We start from the raw sequence: 17,276 nt of genomic DNA, 5'->3' as shown, positions 1-17,276 counted from the left end.
CCAATCTCTCTGGCCCCACCTGTGCCAGGAAACATTCTCACGCATCAGCCATTTCGCCACGCGCAATCCCATTCGGCGTGTCGTCCGAACGGTGGACACGAAATGGCTACTCGGCGGTCACCGCATTTGCCTTCTCGGCGGGCACCCGTTGTTGCCACGGCCAGCGACCGGTGATCTCGACCTCCAACGAGAAACTCAGGAACGTCCGGATGACCACGATTCCGGCCAGCACCACCACGCTCTGCCACGTGGGGGTGATGGCGACGGTGCGAATGATGTCTGCCGCCACCAGGAATTCCAGGCCCAGCAGAATCGACCGTCCGAGCTGCTCCCGGAAAAACCGGTATGGATCACTGGCTTTGTCCCGCATACGGCGAAAGGTGGCCCCGACCGCCAGCAGCGCCCCGGCCGCGATCACCGCCACCCCGATGCCGTCGATCACCTTGCCGACCGTCTCGACGACTTCTACGAATCCCATGACGCAACGGTAGGGCCCTGCCCGGCATTTCGGCCCCGGCCCGGGCACGACACGGTCGGCAATCGGCCCGACCGCCGGCCCGCAAACAACCTTCCGGGTGGCGCAGGCCTGTGTACCCGCCGACTCGTTGGTCTCGCATCATTGCCAGGAATCCCAGAAGCTCGGTACTCCTGCCCATTCGACAGGCCGATGCGTCCACCGGCGCGCAGCACGGTCGGCCCGAACTGGACAGATCAGCAAATTCGCGTGATAGTAAACGGATGACGAACCTGAAAGGCCGGTCATTGTCTGGTCGTGTCCTGGCCGCAGCCGTCGGTATCACCATCGCCGCCGCCCCGCTCGCCGCCGCACCGGCGCACGCCGACGGAGCCGATGACGCGATCATCGCCGCACTGGGCGCCGCCGGATTCTCGATCGCCAATCCCGCGGTGGTGAAGCAGGTGTCCCGGTCGATCTGTCCGTCGTTGAAGGACGGGGCCAAGTCGATGGCCTGGTTGGTCACCGGCGCGACGATGGGTGGCGTTCCTCGGGTGATGGCGACCAGGCTCGTCGCCCTGACGGTGAAGACGCGCTGCCCGCAGATGGTCAAGTCAGTCCTGACCTGACCTGACCACCGGCGCCGAAAATTGCGAGAATGGCGCCATGTCCGAATTCGCTGACTTCCCGGACCACGCCGCTCGACGGGGCCGGGTCGAGCCCGCCCCACGCCGGGTCCGTGGCTACTGCGCCGGTGAGCTGATTTTCGACACGACTGCCGCCCGCTATGTGTGGGAACTGCCGTACTACCCGCAGTACTACATACCTCTCGACGATGTGCGCGCCGATCATCTGGTGGATGAGCAGCACCCACAACGGAGTCAGTTCGGACCTTTCCGGCTGCACGCGATCAGCGCAGGCGGCGCCACGGTCCGTTCGGCGGCACGGGTCTTCGATCCCGGCGACGGGCTGATACCGGGCCACGTGCGGTTCGAATGGCACAGTCTGGACTGGTTCGAAGAGGACGAGCGAATCCTGGGCCACCCGCGCAATCCGTACACCCGTGTCGACGCTCTGCGCTCGCACCGGCACGTGGTGGTGGAGCTCGGCGGGAATGTCCTCGCCGACACCCACTGCCCGGTGCTGCTCTTCGAAACTGGCTTACCGACAAGGTATTACATCGATCGCACCGATGTAGACTTCGCGCACCTGACCGCTGCCCAGACGCAGTCACTGTGCCCATACAAGGGCACCACGACCGGCTACTGGTCTGTGCTCGCGGAGGGGACCGTACACGCCGATCTTGCGTGGTCATACGACTATCCGCTGCCCGCGGTGGCTCCGATCGCCGGCTTGATCGCGTTCTACAACGAGAAGGTCGACATCACCGTCGACGGTGTCCGGATACCCCGGCCGACAACGCATTTCAGTTAGCCAGCGAGCCCCAGAATTCGGTGAGCACCGCGGCGCCGCGGACGGGGTCCTGCACCATCCACCAATGCCCCAAGCCGTCGAGCACCTCGGTGCGGGCGCCCGCCCGCTCCGCCGCTCGGCGCCGGAGCGCCTCGGTGCCGGTGTAGCCGTCCTCGGTGGCCAGCAGGTGCAGACCGGGCGTGGCGGCCGCGGCGCCGAGCCGGCGACCTTCCTCGGCCAGGACCTGGCCCGGCACCGAGCGATACAGCGACAGGATGACCCGGCCCATCTCCGGCCCGATCCCGGGGGCGATCTCGGCCGCGACGTCAGCGGCGATGCCGAGCGCGGCCAACCGCTCGGCCCGGTCCTGCACGGTACCCGCGATCAGGGCGTCCACGAATTGCTCGCCGGCATCAGGAGTCTGCCAGATCTGGGCGGCTTCATGCCAGACGTACTCCGGGTCGAACACCCCGATGATGTCAGTTGCCCAGCTACGCACCAGTTCTGGGCGGTGCATCATCGCGTTGACGACGTGGTTGCCGCCCCAATCGTGGCCCACCAGGTCGATGGTGCCGCCGATGCGGGTCAGCTCGCCGACCAGCCAGTCCCGGTAATCCAGATAGGTGCCGCCCCAACCGTCCGGTACCGGCGCGCCGAATCCCGGTGGGGACAGCCGGATCACGTCCTCGCGGCCGAGTGCCGTCACCAACGGATCCCACAGCGCGTCGGTTTCCGGGTTGCCGTGCACGAGAACTATGGCCATGAACCCATCCCTGGTGTCGATGTGCGCTCAGCGCGGCGGATCGCCGCGCCAGGTGAAGCTGTTCACGTACTTGCCGATGTCCATGGCGAGTTGGAGGTTGGCCCCGGACGGGTGCCCGATCCCGAACGAGGGGCTGAACTCGTGATAGGGCCCGACGGCGGACGCCACCAGGGCGACGTCGTTCTTGATCGCGACCAGCACCATGATGCGCAGCCTGGTGTAGGTGCCGGTGGAGTCCTGCGGGTACTCGTCGGCGAAGACGCCGTAACCCGGTTGGTAACCGATTGCGGCGTTGGGTATCTCATAGTCGACGGTGGCGTCCGGATAACTCTTCTCGACCAGTTCCTCGGCGATCGCCCTTGCCGTCCGGCCGCGGGCCGGCTCGCCGAAGAGTTCGAGGGTGCCCGTGTCGCCCGCGGTGAAGTCCAGCGTCACGCCATCCGGGGCGAGGATCGCGCGGTACGCGGTGCCCGGGCCGGGATAGGAGACCGAGAAGGACCCGTCCTCGGCCGTGAACCGGGGGTTGGTCTCCACAGGCGTACCGATGGGCGGGCGCCCGCAATCCGGTGGACACCGGTAGTTCGCGACGTCAGGGGTGATCACGACCGACACCAGCGACGCCACGACCGCCGCAATGCCCACGCCCACACCGACAGGTAGCAGTACCCGGGTGTCCCGGACCGCCGGTTCGGTGTCCGGATCGGCGCCGGCCCGGATCACCAGGCGCGCGCCGAGCAGGGCCACGACTGTCAGCAGGAGGTGCCCGCCCACCTGTAGACCCTGCGGCAGCGGCGCGACCTCCAGCATGCCCACGCAAGCGTAAAGGAGCACCGCCGCAAGCACACTGGCGGCAACTGCGGCACCGGAACGCGTGCGGAACCCGAATGCCGCACCGACCATGGCGCCGACGGCCGCCGCCATCAGCGGCACCGCGACACCCTGGATTCCCGCCTCCACGAGAAGCGCGAGCACCGACCGTTCCCGTGTCGACACCCCCGTCGCCAGTTGCGGACTGAGCCGGGTCAGCGTCGTTACGGCGGTGAACGCCGTCGCGCCCAGCGCACCGAATACGAACCCGGCGTACGGATTCCGCGCCACCCCGGACAGCGCGCGGGCCGCGGCGGCGGGCACCAGCATGAGAAGGGCCCCGATCACCGGGATCGAGAGCCCCTCCAGGACGGTGTGCCCCACGGTGATCCCAGAGCCCAGCGCGACATCGTAGGCCTGTGCCACGATCGACCCCGCGATGAGCGCCCAGCCCAGACCCAACGCCGCCCCGAACGCAGCCGTGACCATCAGCGCACGGGCCGGCCTGTCGCCCGCACGCAGATACAACGCGAACACCAGAGGGAATCCGGTTACGGCGGTGCCGATCAGGGGCGCCTGCCAGCGCAGGGTCGCGAAAACCACCAACGCGATCAGCACCGCCACAAGTGCGAGCCGGAACGGTGCGCGCCGGCCAGGCGGCAGATCCGGGAACAACGTCATCGGCGCGGTGCGCCCGTCTGCAGGGCAAGGAGATCGCGGACGAGATTGTCGACGTTCGGGCTACCCAGCCCCGTCACCAGGTCGTAGCCCGGCGTGGACACATCCACCGCATTCGCGCCGAGGCTGACATCGCGGAAACCTGGCTGCCGTGAGCCCGAGGCGACTTGGTAGAGAAGCGGATTGAGGTCACCGCCCAGTGGGCGCCCACCGTGGGCTTTGAGATACTGGTTCATCAGCACGGTCAGGGCCGCCCAGATGGGCGCGGCCTGTGAGGTTCCCGCGCCGATTCGAGGCTGCCCGTCGAGCATGATGCGCACCCCGGTGAACGGGTCGGCCACCGCCGCCACGTCCGGTACCAGCCGTTGAGTATGGTCGCGACCGGTGGTGACGCTGCCCTGAAAGGCCGGGCGGGCATAGAGTTTCGATACACCCCCGGTGCTGCCCAGAGACATCGGCACATCGACCCAGGCCCGCTCGGACAGCCACCGGCCCTGCGCGTCGGTGGACAGCGTGGTGCCGCCTACCGATGTCATCTCGGGCATCGATGCCACCGCATCCAGGCCGATGTCGTCTGGACCCGGCGGCGAGGACCAATCCGCGCCGCCCTTGCACTCCAGGCCGCCGTTGTCCCCGCTCGCGTCGAAGGCAGTCGTGCCACGCCGCTGCGCCGCCGCCACCGCCGCGCGAACCGGGGCCAGATCGGCAGCGGCGTGCAGCCGGTCGCATCCCCATCCGATCGACAGGCTCCACACCGCCCCCGGGAACTGGCGGTCCGTCTCCTCGAACAGTTGCCCGACCTTCTCGTAGCCCCCGTCGCCCTCCACGGTGGGACGCGCATTGACAACGACCAACTGTGCGTCGGGCGCAATGGCATGCGCCACTTGAAGATCCATCACCGTCTCGCCCGTGGACGGGCCCGGCTGGCCACCGATGAGGACCGGGGTGAACCTGGGTAGTCCGGACATGTCCGAGAAGGCGTCGAGATCGGACTGCTCGTAGCCGTCGAATTCGAAGAACACGATGGTGGCACCCTTACCGGTGAAGCCGGCCGCGGCGAGGGGTTGGGCGTTGTACGCGGCCAGCAGCGCATCCGGGTTGAGTCCTTGGGGCGGCACGTCGAGCGGCAGCAGATCGGGGCGCGCCAGGTGATGCGGGGTGTAACCGAGGATGCGCCCCGTCTCGGTGACCGGGCCTGCCAATTCAGCGGGTACCGCGGGTTGCTGTGGCGATGCGTAGAACACCTGGCCGCGTCGGCCACGGTAATCGCGCACGGGCACACCGAATGCCCTCGCCACACTATGCGCCGTGCCCTCGACGACGGCCCACGAGTCTCCGGGTCGCCACCGCACCTCAAGCGATCGACCGGTCGCCCAGCCGATCAGTTCGTCGGGTCTGCGCGCATCGGCCAGCATCACGGTCAGTTGGGTGTCCCCCGACCGCGATGCACCCAAATCCGTTGACGCGGCCAGAAGCCGCGCGTAGGGGCCGGCGAGCACGGCATCGACAGTGTGCGGGAGCGGCGCAATGTCGGCTGCTAGCAGTAACCCGGTCACCACCAGCACCCACAGTCGGCGTCGACCGCTCATGCCTGCGGCGCCTGCGGCGCCACGACCGGCGGGGTGAACAGGTTCCCGCCCGTCGGATCGATCGAATTCTGCGTGGGAGCCACGGTTTCCGACGTCGCAGGCGGTGCGGTCGTCGTGGTGGTCGTGCTGGTCGTTGAGTTGCTGGGGCTTTCCTTGTCACTGCTGCCGCAGGCCGCGGTCAAGCCACCCAGCGCGATAAGCGCTGTCGCACCGGCGATGACGCGCACGCGTGATGCCACGATGCCCGTCCGATCTAGGACGACGACCCGTGGCGGTGCACGCCCGGGGGTTCCGTCGGAGCAGGCGGAGCGACGACCGACGGCGTGAACAGGTTCCCGCCGGTCGGGTCGATCGAGTTCTGCGTCGGAGCCAGCGGCGGCGCCGACGTGGGCGCCGGAGTCTCGGGCGGGGCCGTCGTCGTCGTGGTCGTGGTGGTGGTCGTCGTGCTGGACGGCGCCTCTTGCTTGTCACTCGAACCGCACGCTGCCGTGAGGCCACCCAGCGCGATCAGGGCCGCGCAACCGGCGGTCATCCCGAGACGTCGAACAAATACCTGTGAAGCCATGACATCCATCCCATGCGGCCGCAGCACCTAGTTGAAAACAAGATCAACACCATCGTCGCACATCAGACGGTGACGCATGGGTTTTACGGGTTAGGCAGCCTTCTTGTCCGAGCCGGCGTCATTCCCGTGTCCAGCGGCGTGCCGGGGCGCGCGGTCGCCGGCCGCATCGGTCTTGTCCGGGGCGGCGTGCTTGCCACCGCCGGCGGTCGGCGCGGGGCCGGCATCCGTCGCATCCGCCGGTGTCGTCGAATCCACCGCCGCGGGTGTCTTGACGCGGTGTGGACGCGGCGTACGGCTGGGCTGCCGACGTGCCGGCTGTGCGGCATCGCCGCTCGGCTTCTCCGTCGCCGCAGGGGTCTCGGCGGCGGCTTCATCCGGCGCGCCCTCAGTCGCTGCACCTGCGACGGTGACCTTCTTGACCTCGTCGGCGGTATCGGCTTCGCCCGCAGCAGTTTTCGGGGCAGCCTTCTGTGCACTCGAGGCGGTGAGGGCGTTCGTGGTCGTCTTCGCCTGGGGCAGCGCGGTGGCTGCGACGGGAGTCTTGTCCGTCGTCTCATCCGAGACCGCGGGCGCAGTGTCCGAGGACGGCTTGTCCCAGGACGGGTTGAGCGCATGCCGAATGCCCACGCCCACCGCGTTGAGCAGCTTGACCGGCAGCGCGAGCAAGCGCTGCGGGGTGGGCGACAGCGACGCGGGCGTCGCGACGCCGGGGCTGATCGAGCGGTCATAGCCGAGATCGACGAGCACCTTCAGCGCCGGTTCGACGAGGTCGCGCAACTGCTTGGGCACTCCCAGCATCTTGAGCGCCGCCGCCAACGGAAGCTCCGGTGCCGTCAGCGTGACGTAGGTGATGTTGCCGACGGTGACGTCCGGACGCACCCGCGGGCCGGTCATGTCCGCGGGGAAATAGTTCGCGTGGAGCAGGCCGAAACCCACCAGCGCGTTCAGGTCGGCCAAGAAGTTGAGCGGATAGTTCGGGAAATCCGAGATCGGGTCGTACTCCCAGCTGACATCGGTGGTCTTGTACGGGGTGTCGGTCGGGGTGGTGCCGTCGAACCCGATGTTGAGTAACGGCACGAAAAGTCCCGGAAAGCGTTGCGCGATTCCGCCATTGGGACGGTTCATGCTGGCGATGAGCAGGAACTCGAGCCGCTCCGTGTCGGGCGAACCGATCGACTGCAGGTAGCGCATCTCACGCACGACGACGTTGGCGCCGGACGAGTAGCCGGCCACCGCGACGGGATCTTCGGGGTTCAGCGTGGGATCCAGCAGGGGGTTCAGCGCGTCTTGGACGTTGAGTAGGCCTTGCCGCTGCGACTGTTCGAAGCTGGTCTTGCCGTCCCACCCGGAGGTGAACGGGATTTGCGACGGCCACGGGACGTTCTCGAAGTCGTATCCGAAGTACGGCGAGTCCGGGTTGGCCGGATCGAGGTAGCCCTTGCCGTCCACCCCCACACTCCCGGGGTTGAACCCGAGCGGCCTCGGATCACCGCCGAGCTCCTGGATCATGCTGATGCTGGTCGGGTTGCTGTTACCGCCGATGGCCACCAACGTGCCTGCGAGCAGTCGCACGCCGACGCCGACACTCGACAAAAAGCCGAGTACTGCGATTACAGCGAACACCGCGATCGTTCTGGTGGCGGATGACGCCACCTGCACCATCGGACGACCCAACATGACACCCTCCCCAGGCATTGGGCGCCCGCTGAATCTCCCCGCAGCTAGGCGCCCTTGGGGATGTTTCTACCACGCAAATATGCGACACGCCCACCCTTTGGACCGCACTCGCCCAAAGGTGGCCGGAGCCGAACATCTCTCACGTGAGAAACGGCCGGGCAAATCCTTACTCAAGAGTAGGTTTGGCACGACCGTACCAGCGGCAGTCCTAGAGCACCTTGGACAGGAACTCCTGCAGCCGCGGGTGCTTCGGGTTGTCGAACAACTCGGCAGGCGGCGCGTCCTCCACGATGTTGCCGCCGTCCATGAAGATCACCCGGGACGCGACCTCGCGGGCGAAACCCATCTCGTGGGTGACCACCACCATCGTCATTCCCCCTTCGGCGAGGGCGCGCAGCACCTCGAGCACGTCGCCCACCATCTCTGGGTCCAGCGCGCTGGTGGCCTCGTCGAACAACATGATCGACGGATTCATGGCCAGCGCCCGCGCGATCGCGACGCGCTGCTTCTGACCGCCCGACAATGTCGCGGGTTTCACCTGGGCCTTCTCCGCCAGCCCCACCTGGGCCAGGAGTTCGAGGGCCTTCTTCTCGGCGGCCGCCTTGTCCAGTTTCTTGGTGAGCAGCGGCGCGAGGGTGACGTTGTCGATCACCGTCATGTGCGGGAACAGGTTGAAGTGCTGGAACACCATGCCGATGTGCTGACGGACCTTGTCCAGGTCCACCTTGGGGTCGGTGAGGTCGAACTCGTCGATCACGACCTTGCCGCCCGAGATGTCCTCCAACTTGTTCAGGCAGCGCAGGAACGTGGACTTACCGGATCCCGACGGGCCGATGACACACACCACCTCGCCCTGCTTGACCGTGGTGTCGATTCCGTTGAGCACCAGCAGGTCTCCGAAAGACTTCTTCAGGCCCTCGATGCGGATCTTGACGGCTCCGGCCGGCTCGGTGGCGGCGGCTTCGGGAATGAGATCGGTCATGGTTCGATGCCCCTATTTCACTAGCCGGTGTTCGAGCCGGTCCGAGAGTTTGGTGAGCGCCATGATCACCACGAAGTAGATGATGCCGATGATCAGCCACATCTTGAACGACTGGAAGTTGCCGGCGATGATGATCCGGCCGGTCTGGGTCAGCTCGGCGATGCCGATGACCGACAGGATCGACGTGTCCTTCAGGGTGATGACGAACTGGTTGATGTACGACGGGATCATCGTCCGGATCGCCTGGGGCAGAATCACTCTGCGCATCGTCGGCAGATACCCGATACCGAGGCTGCGGGCGGCCTCCATCTGCCCCTTGTCCACCGACTGGATGCCGCCACGCACGATCTCGGTCATGTAGGCACCGGCATTGAGGGACAGCGTGATGATGCCGGCCGTCAGCGCGCTCATCTGGAAACCGAGTGCGGACGGAATGCCGAAGTAGATGAAGAAGGCCTGCACCAGAAGCGGTGTGCCCCGGAAGACGTCGACGAACGTGGTGCCGATGGCCCGCAGCCAGATGGACCGCGACACCCGCAGCAGCCCGAAAATGATGCCGAGGACGAGGGCGATCGCGATGGAGACGACCGTCAGGATGACGGTCATCTTCAGACCCTGCAACAGGATCGGGAAGGTGCTCTTGATCAGACCGAAGAACGAGTTGTCGTCGTTCGATGCACCTTCACCGAGGTAACGGTTGAGGATCTCGTCGTAGCGTCCCGATTTCTTGAGGTTGTCCAGGCCGGCGTTGAACTTCTGCAGCAGCTCCGCATTTCGGCCCTTGTTGACCGCGAAGCCATAACCCGTCGGATCTTCCTTGGGGGTGACGGTCTTGAACCCGTTGCCCTGCGCGATGCCGTACAGCAGAACGGGGTAGTCCTCGAACACGGCCACCGAGTTACCGGTCTTCACTTCGTCGAACATGGTGGACGAATCCGCGAACGACACCACCTGGAAGCCGTACTTGTCCTTGATCGAATTGGCGAAGTCCGAACCCTGGGTGCCGTTCTTGACCGAGACCCGCTTACCCCGGAGGTCCTCGTAGGACTTGATGTCGTCGTTGGACTTCAACACCGCCATCTGGATGCCGGACTCGAAATACGGTTCGGAGAAGTCGAATACCTTCTTGCGGGCGTCGGTGATGGACATGCCTGCGATGACACCGTCCACCTGATTCGCCTGGACGGCCTGCAGCGCCGCGTCGAATCCCAGCGGTTTGATATCGACGCTGAACTTCTGGTCTTCGGCGATCGCCCGGATGACATCCATGTCGATACCGACGAAATTGCCTTGCTTGTCCTGGAATTCGAACGGCGCAAACGTCGTGTCCGTGGCAATGGTGTATTTCTCGCCATCCGCTGACGCCGGGCCCGCCGTCAGCATGAGGCTCAGCGCGCCGATCAACAGGGCGGCGACCACCGCCACCGTTCTGTGCAGCACCCCTGGTCTACATGTCGAACGCTTCATGCCCCGCCTCCCCTCGTCCGCATTGCGCGGAGCTCAACGCTAGCGGGCGGGGTCGCTTCGCGTCAGAGAACGGAGCGCCGAATCCCTACGGACGGGCGCCGACCACGACGCGGTTGCCACCGCTTCGCTTGGCCTCATACATCGCCAGATCGGCCGCGCCGATGAGCTCGTCGATCAGCTCGACCGGGCGTGACGCGGCCTGCACACTGTGCCGCGGCGCCGCAGCAACGCCGACGCTGGCACTGACATCGCCGAGCCGGGCGGCGATCGCTTCGCACAGCGGCGTCGCGATGGCCGCCGCCTCCTCGGTGTGCGCGGCCACCGCGATCAGGAACTCCTCACCCCCGGCCCGGCAGATGGCCGAATTGACGGGCGCGTGCTCGCGCAGGATGTCGGCGACCCGCAGCAGCACCCGGTCGCCCTCCGCGTGCCCGTGCGTGTCGTTGACGCGCTTGAAGTCGTCGAGGTCGACCATGATCACCACGAGGTGGTCACTGACCATCTCGGCGATCAATCGTCGTTCGACGATCTCCAGGAATGCTCGTCGGTTGAGCAGTCCGGTCAACGGGTCCTCGTCGGAGCGAATAGCGTAGTGGCTCATGGCCCCCGACGTGCCGCGGATGGCGAGCGGCACCGTCGTGTTGATCAGCCACATGATCCAGAACGCGGCGGTGGCGGTCGCGAGGTCGGTTTCGCCGGCCAGTCGATACGCCGCGAATGCGGATGCGGACAAGCCGACGACCATGTTGAACAGCAGCGCCCGGGTGTTGTGGAAGAAGCCGATGTAGCCGCCGGTGATCGCCGCGGCAGTGCAGGTCAGCACCGCCAGGGCGGACGTCGGCTGGCAGACGCTGAACGCCGCGACGCACACGGTGCCGATCAGAACCGAGATCAGGGATACGCGCTGGGTGGGCCACCGCGTGAGCCAGAACCACGTCATCACACATGCCAGTCCGCCGCCGAGCAAGCTGACCAGAACGATCTCGATCGTCACATCGCCGTACATGGGGATGAGGAGCGAGATGGGGGTGAGTGCCGCCGATGCCGCGACCAGCGCCATGAGCATGCGGGTCGGGCGGATCATCCCGCGGTGGTGCAGGACAGCAGTCATCACGTCGAACTGGTCAGGCTCGTTGAGCCATTCCCCGAGTCGAGCCATCCCCGCTGCCCTCATGTCCCAATAGCTAACTAGCCAGCCTCGCGTTCATTTCTAGCAAACTTAGCCGATGAGTGACAGCTGCGCTTTCAGGCTGCACTTCTCGATCAATGATCGCGACAAACAATTTTGCTCATGCAAGTACAGTTCCGCCCAGGCGGAGTCACAGCTAATTAGAATGCAGTGTCAGCCAGTCGTCAACGCCGCGCAGACCGAGCCGACCCCGGCCTCGGCAGCCAACGCGCCGTGCCGGTCGGTGACCACCGCTCCCCCGGCGCGCAGGATCTCGACGACACTCACCACCACGGCGGCGCGATAACCCGCCCACGGGATGTTCACCGACCACCACACCAACAGTGCGTCGAGTGCGCGTGCCGGCTGAGCACCCAGCTCGAGCATGGTGCCCACGGTCGCGGGCAGCAGCCGCCGCGCCGCCGCCTCGATGGGCCGTCCGCCGCCGGTGGCTTGGGCGTCGACATCCGCGCCGGCAGTGACCAGAGCTCGAACGATGCCCGGATTGAGATGGTCGGATCGGTCGCCGAGCACGTGCAGGGGCGTTGCGCCCTCGGAGTCACGCACCGTCGGGTCGGTACCCCGGCCGAGTGCCCGGGCGAGCGCGACAGTCCGGCCGAGGGTGACGATCTCGTGCAGGATCGTCGTGAACCGCTCCCCGCGCGCCGAGAGTTCGATGCGCCGGGCAGCATCGGCGCCGGCGTCGACGAGGACCAGGGCGGCGCCCTCCTGTAAGGACCGCACCGCGTACCAGAGCGCGGATGCACCACACGGGTCGAGCACGTCGGCCCCGACGCCGCGGGCCAGCAGATCTGCCACCGACGCCCAACCGTTCTGGGCGCGGTTGAAGAGTTCGAGGACGTCGGCAGGCAGTGGCTCCGTCCACGCCGGCGGCGCGACACCGAGTGCGCCGAGCACCTTCAGCGCTCCGTCGCGGCGATCGGTGAGGTCGTACCACGGCCACGGCCCCTCGCCCTTGGCGAGGAAATCAGCGACGGCGATCCGGGACTCCGACTGGATCGACCGGCCGTTGTCGTCGAAGTCCGACCAGAACACCAGCTCATCACCGTTGCGCGACACGATGACCCGGGCGTAGCCCTCCTGATATTCGACCAGCTGTTCCGGCACGCGTTCAGCATGCCGTACCCGTGCGGCATGCTGAAGGCGTGTCGGTGACAGATATGGTCGCGCTGCTGCTCGGGTTGGCCATCCTTGCGGGCGTGGCCGTGGCAGCCGCCAAGATCCTGGAGTCGAACGACGACTCGATGCGCTGGGAGGGCGGCGTCGCGGTCGGCTTCTCGGCGTTGATCGTGCTAGCGCCGCTGTGGGTAGCGCAGGCGGTGTGCACGGTGCTGGCCACGCTCAACGGCAGCAGTGTTCGGTGGTGGCTGTGGGCGTGGCTGCTGCTGGCCCCGGCGCTCGGCGCGTCGCCTCCCGCCGCTGCGCTGGCGCGCAGACTCACGCCGTTGCGGGACAATACGTCTCAACCTCGACGACCGAACATCCAATTCCTGGTCGATCAGGCCTGGGCGGACACCGGCGCCGAGGACGGATGGGTGTTGCGGCGGACGCCACCGCTCCCCGAATCGTGGCCACCGTCGCCCGACGGGCCGGCGTTGTGGTTCTGCTACGCCGAACGTGCGAGCACGCCTGCCACCATCGAGGTCGCCGCACCGTGGGCCCGCGTCGTGCTGACCCGCGGCGATTCTGCCGTTCCTCGGCTCGAGCGGTTCAGCCATCAGGTTGAATCGCTTGGGCCGCAGGGCATTCACCCGCTGCCACCGGAGATGTTGCAAACCTCGGAGCCGGCCCAGTCGACGCTGTTGGAGGCGATCCATCGCGGCGACCCGGCCGGGATACTGGCCCCCACCTTGCGGAAATGGCGCGCACTGAACAGCCTCATCGCGTCGCATCCTGCGGTGGCGGTGCGGCTGCCGCCACACCTCGGCTGATTACTCGCTCGCGCTTGCCGAACCGGCTTTGACCCCGGCGCCCGGCGACGATTCCTGACCCGAGGTGCCCGTCGCGGACCCGCCGGTGGTGGTGTTCACCTTGGTCGATGTGGAGGTGGTGCCCGGCTTCGGCGAGGCCTCGTCGTCGTCCTTCTTGGTCGCTTCGGTTTTCTTCGCCGGGGTGGTGTCGTCGGCGTCTTTCGGATCCTTGGTCGACGTGGACGGCGTGGACGGCGTGGCGGGCTTCTCGGTCTCCTTGGTCGCGGTTGCCTTGACGGTGGGCTCCGTCGTGGGGGTCGGCTTCGCCTCCGTCGTGGGCTCGGTCGTGGGCTCCGTCGTGGGGGTCGGCTTCGCCTCCGTCGTGGGCTCGGTTGTCGCGGTGGGCTTCACCTCAATGGTCGCAGTGGGTTTGGTCTCGGTCGTGGGCTCGGTGGTTTCCGCGGTCTCGGTGGCGTCGTCGCCGGCGGCCACCTCGTCGTCCTTGTCCAGATCTACTGCAGCAGTTCCGGATTCGTGCTCCTTGACGACCGTCCCGGTGTTGACTTCGGCGGCAGTGGTGGTGAGCGCCCCCGACGCAGCACGCAACGACCGGGCGCCGGTCAGTGTCTCGGTGGTGGCGGCCGGATCGTTGCGGTTGAAGAAGTCCTGGATGCGATCCACCACGGCATGCACGGTGTTGCAGATGGCCGTGCCGATGCGCTTGGCGATGTCGACGATGCCCTGCACCACCGCACCCGCGACCTTGGCGATGGTCTTGACGACCCACACGGTGGCGTCCACCAGGGCGTTGACGATGCCGACCGTCACGTTGACGATGCCCTTGATCACAGCACCCGTGATCTTCGCGAGATTCACGATGGCATTGCGGATGAAGTCGATGATCGGATTGCCGTTTTGGGCTGCAATGAAGTCCTTGATGACCTCGACGGCCGGCTTTGGTGTCCAGTCCGTTTCCCAGATGCCGTAGGTGTCTTGCTCTTCGTCACTTCCGGTGTCCAGATCGCGCGTCGAGTAGATGAAGATCGGCCCGGTGCCGTCTACCTTTCCCCAGTTTTCGAGGAAATCCTTGATGAAGTCGGCTTGCTTCTCGGGCGAGATGTAGGCCGGGTCCGTCGGGTCTATCGCGGGGGTCGGCAGGCCGTATTCGGTGGCCCAGATCTTCAAACCCTCGTCGCCATGGAGCGCCATCAGGGTTCGCAGTTCCTCCAACTGCGCGCGGGGTGTGAGCGGATTTCCCACTTGGTCGGAGAATTTGATGTCGGGCTTATAGGGATGGAAGCTCAGCGCGTCGAAGTTGCCCTGGGCGCCGGCCGCGTACATCCGTTCGAGGAATGTCACCGGGTTCATGGTGGTCGAAGGATCAGTGGGGCTGGGCAAGGAGAATCCGAAGCCGAGAACACCGCCGACGATGGTGATGCTGTCGTCGACGTCCTTGATGCGATCGTGTGCCTCAATCAAAAGTTTGGTGTAGTTTTCCGGACTCACCGGGTTTAGGAAGAACTTCGCATTGGGCTCGTTCCACACCTCGTAGGCCGAAATCCTGCCATCGAAGTGGGTCGCCACTTCTTCCGCGAAGTCGCCGAACTTCGTCACATCGTCGGGCATGCCCGAGATGATCCTGTCGCCCGCCCAGCTCGGCGTCTCGTGCAACACCGCCAGCACGCCCATGCCGTAATGCTCGGCCCTGTCGACCACATAGTCGTAGTTGGTGAGTCCCCAGTTGTAACCATTGGGATTGAGGGGTTGCAGAGTGGCCCAGGAAATCCCGATACGCACGTTCTGGATGCCGATGTCGTGCATCATCTTCAGCTGCTGGTCGATTTCCGCTTCGGTGCCCAACCGCGCCAGGTTCGAGTCGGCGAGCCCGACGGTATTCGACGAGTCGTCGATCGCGGCCGCCAGCGCGACCTGATGCGAAACGGCAATCTGCCGTTCAGCCGTACCGCCGATGAGTGCCAGCCCCATGACCACGACAACCCCGGGAACCATTCGCCGCCAGAACATTCCGAACGCGTCTGTCCGCATGATCTTCTCCTGTGCGCGAGTGGGAGGCACCGTCCGTGAAGCGCTGCAAAGTGACATTAGTGGATCCTGGGAGTCATGTCCGGCGATATGGGAATCACCTCCGCATGACTCGGCAAATTTTCATGTGACCCGCCGCCGGAGATGCGCGATGGTCAGCCAGCTCGAAGAACAACCTCCACATCCGCCCCGCGCGGGATGGCGAAAGGCCATGGGAGCAAATCACTTCGCTGGCATCTGCACGCCTGTTCTAGTGCAATAATTGACGGTATTGATATATCTCAGTTAACTTCTTTCGCCCTCTCTACTCGCACAATCCGCGCTTCATTCCCAGTCACGTACCCAACTACTCACCCCCACCCAGCAGGGCTCCCAGATACTCGCTGAGCAGGAGTTTCACGCGCGTACGGGAGGCAGCCGGAGATGACCACGCCGAAGAAAGCCCACACGTCCCGGCGCAGTCAAGAGCCCTATCGGTGGCTGGGCGCCGGCGCGGTCGCGCTGGGCCTCGGAGTCGCGATGACGACGGGTCATGGGATCGCCTTGGCGGAACCGACATCGGATGGTGGCACAGCGGGCGCGACGGCCGGTCCGGCAGGTGATCCCACTCCGTCCAAGAAAACCAAGAAGCCGACCGCCAACACCAACGATTCACCCGAACCGTCAGCAACAGGCCCCAAGGCCGATACCGACGAGCACCTCGGCGCCCCGACGTCCACGCACAAGAAGCGCGGCGCCAAAGCCGCCGAACGCGTCAAGGTATCCACACACGTCGATGCTGAAGAGTCGGACGACCAGGTTCCCGCACCTGGGGCACGGAAGACCACAGCGGTGACGCCACCGCAGGCGGCCGATTCGCAAGCCGTCACCAAACCTGCAGTTCTCACGCTGACAGTGCAGGACAAGAACGAAAAAGCAGCCGGCATTTCAACTCCGGCGCTTACCCCGGCTCGTGCAAGGGCCGCCGCGGCTTCCACCGAATTGCATGAAGCACCACCAGCACACATCGAGACCAACAGCCCCGCTCCCGCCACGCCGGCACCCGCACCGTTGGAGTCGCTGTTGCTGTTCTTCCGGCGAGTCACCTCGGCGGCCGTCGGCCATCACTCCGCCGCCAGCCTTTCGAGCGCACCACCCGACCCGGTGCCGGTCGGCAGCGGAGGAGCGTTGCAGTACCGCTTGGATGGCCAACGGACACTGCAGGTCTCACCCACGTCAGGCACGCTGGCGCTTGCCATCGTGGACGCGCCCAGTTCGGGGTGTTGAACTTGAGTACCGGTGCGTGGGTTTCCGATCCGATCCGGGTCAACGGCACCACCACCGGGGCGGTGTTCACCGACAAGAACTCTCGCGTCTGGTTGGTCACCGACGATGTCGCCGGCACCACCGGCGGCGCCCCCGGCCAAGGACCACTACGCCACCGCACCATCGCCACCCTGATCAACACCACCACCGGTGCCGTGATCGCAACCCCCATCGACAAACCCGACACCCARCTSGTCGGTGGCCTGAACTTCTACGCCAAAGGCCGCGCCCTGGTCACCCTGATCAACGACCAAACCGCCARAGGCGGCCTCTCYACCACCTATGYCGGAGTRATCAACACCAGCACCGGCGCACTGATCGGCCCACTCGCCTCCACCGGAGGATCCGAACTCGCCGCCCCAATCACGTTCGACAGCAAGAAAACCCGCGCCTACATCACCACCAACGACATGGCCTTCGACCGCACCCACCCA

The 17,276-nt window shown here is 66.0% G+C and carries 17 protein-coding genes; 5 read left to right on the top strand and 12 right to left on the bottom strand.

What is annotated here, in order from left to right; all coding sequences use genetic code 11:
• Positions 1-106: 106 nt before the first annotated feature.
• Entirely contained in the window at positions 107-478 is a 372-nt protein-coding gene (locus tag AC1DY7_RS29815; RefSeq protein ID WP_477497364.1) for a DUF1622 domain-containing protein, read from the bottom strand.
• A gap of 260 nt (positions 479-738) precedes the next feature.
• Here AC1DY7_RS29815 and AC1DY7_RS29810 point away from each other — a divergent pair, with 260 nt between their 5' ends.
• Together AC1DY7_RS29810 and AC1DY7_RS29805 are read left to right on the top strand one after the other, a co-directional pair.
• On the top strand, positions 739-1,083 hold the full coding sequence (locus tag AC1DY7_RS29810; protein WP_477497363.1) for a DUF732 domain-containing protein: 345 nt from the start codon (positions 739-741) through the stop codon (positions 1,081-1,083).
• Between the two features lie 37 nt (positions 1,084-1,120).
• Complete coding sequence (locus AC1DY7_RS29805; RefSeq protein ID WP_477497362.1) at positions 1,121-1,888, top strand: DUF427 domain-containing protein; 768 nt, start codon at positions 1,121-1,123, stop codon at positions 1,886-1,888.
• Here the strand turns inward: AC1DY7_RS29805 and AC1DY7_RS29800 are convergent.
• From AC1DY7_RS29800 to AC1DY7_RS29755, 10 genes are all read right to left on the bottom strand, one after another.
• On the bottom strand, positions 1,881-2,630 hold the full coding sequence (locus AC1DY7_RS29800; RefSeq protein WP_477497361.1) for an alpha/beta fold hydrolase: 750 nt from the start codon (positions 2,628-2,630) through the stop codon (positions 1,881-1,883). The two genes, AC1DY7_RS29805 and AC1DY7_RS29800, sit on opposite strands and share 8 nt — an antisense overlap.
• Positions 2,631-2,657: 27 nt before the next feature.
• Complete coding sequence (locus tag AC1DY7_RS29795) at positions 2,658-4,118, bottom strand: zinc ribbon domain-containing protein (RefSeq protein WP_477497360.1); 1,461 nt, start codon at positions 4,116-4,118, stop codon at positions 2,658-2,660.
• Positions 4,115-5,704 carry a S53 family peptidase gene (locus AC1DY7_RS29790; protein WP_477497359.1) on the bottom strand — a complete coding sequence of 530 codons (1,590 nt, stop codon included), beginning with the start codon at positions 5,702-5,704 and terminating at the stop codon, positions 4,115-4,117. The genes AC1DY7_RS29795 and AC1DY7_RS29790 overlap by 4 nt, the downstream gene beginning before the upstream one ends.
• Complete coding sequence (locus AC1DY7_RS29785; protein ID WP_477497358.1) at positions 5,701-5,931, bottom strand: hypothetical protein; 231 nt, start codon at positions 5,929-5,931, stop codon at positions 5,701-5,703. Before AC1DY7_RS29785 ends, AC1DY7_RS29790 begins: the two co-directional genes overlap by 4 nt.
• Positions 5,932-5,957: 26 nt before the next feature.
• Positions 5,958-6,269: a hypothetical protein gene (locus AC1DY7_RS29780; RefSeq protein ID WP_477497357.1), complete on the bottom strand. Its 312-nt coding sequence runs from the start codon at positions 6,267-6,269 to the stop codon at positions 5,958-5,960.
• A gap of 90 nt (positions 6,270-6,359) precedes the next feature.
• Entirely contained in the window at positions 6,360-7,946 is a 1,587-nt protein-coding gene (locus AC1DY7_RS29775; protein ID WP_477497356.1) for a PE-PPE domain-containing protein, read from the bottom strand.
• Between the two features lie 208 nt (positions 7,947-8,154).
• Complete coding sequence (locus AC1DY7_RS29770) at positions 8,155-8,928, bottom strand: amino acid ABC transporter ATP-binding protein (RefSeq protein ID WP_477497355.1); 774 nt, start codon at positions 8,926-8,928, stop codon at positions 8,155-8,157.
• A gap of 12 nt (positions 8,929-8,940) precedes the next feature.
• Entirely contained in the window at positions 8,941-10,311 is a 1,371-nt protein-coding gene (locus AC1DY7_RS29765) for an amino acid ABC transporter substrate-binding protein/permease (protein ID WP_477497449.1), read from the bottom strand.
• 169 nt (positions 10,312-10,480) lie between these two features.
• Entirely contained in the window at positions 10,481-11,554 is a 1,074-nt protein-coding gene (locus tag AC1DY7_RS29760) for a GGDEF domain-containing protein (RefSeq protein WP_477497354.1), read from the bottom strand.
• 183 nt (positions 11,555-11,737) lie between these two features.
• Positions 11,738-12,691: an ankyrin repeat domain-containing protein gene (locus AC1DY7_RS29755; RefSeq protein WP_477497353.1), complete on the bottom strand. Its 954-nt coding sequence runs from the start codon at positions 12,689-12,691 to the stop codon at positions 11,738-11,740.
• A 38-nt stretch (positions 12,692-12,729) separates the two neighbouring features.
• Here AC1DY7_RS29755 and AC1DY7_RS29750 point away from each other — a divergent pair, with 38 nt between their 5' ends.
• Entirely contained in the window at positions 12,730-13,515 is a 786-nt protein-coding gene (locus AC1DY7_RS29750; RefSeq protein ID WP_477497352.1) for a hypothetical protein, read from the top strand.
• Here AC1DY7_RS29750 and AC1DY7_RS29745 read toward each other — a convergent pair whose 3' ends face one another.
• Positions 13,516-15,540 carry a cellulase family glycosylhydrolase gene (locus AC1DY7_RS29745; protein WP_477497351.1) on the bottom strand — a complete coding sequence of 675 codons (2,025 nt, stop codon included), beginning with the start codon at positions 15,538-15,540 and terminating at the stop codon, positions 13,516-13,518.
• A gap of 420 nt (positions 15,541-15,960) precedes the next feature.
• Between AC1DY7_RS29745 and AC1DY7_RS29740 the strand changes: the two genes are divergently transcribed.
• Positions 15,961-16,803 carry a hypothetical protein gene (locus tag AC1DY7_RS29740; protein ID WP_477497350.1) on the top strand — a complete coding sequence of 281 codons (843 nt, stop codon included), beginning with the start codon at positions 15,961-15,963 and terminating at the stop codon, positions 16,801-16,803.
• Positions 16,804-16,805: 2 nt separating this feature from the next.
• A partial coding sequence (locus AC1DY7_RS29735; protein WP_477497349.1) for a hypothetical protein occupies positions 16,806-17,276 on the top strand: 471 nt, incomplete at its 3' end.

It is taken from the genome of Mycobacterium sp. P2_H7, from assembly GCF_056403275.1.
This window is presented reverse-complemented; position numbering and strand designations above follow the sequence as displayed.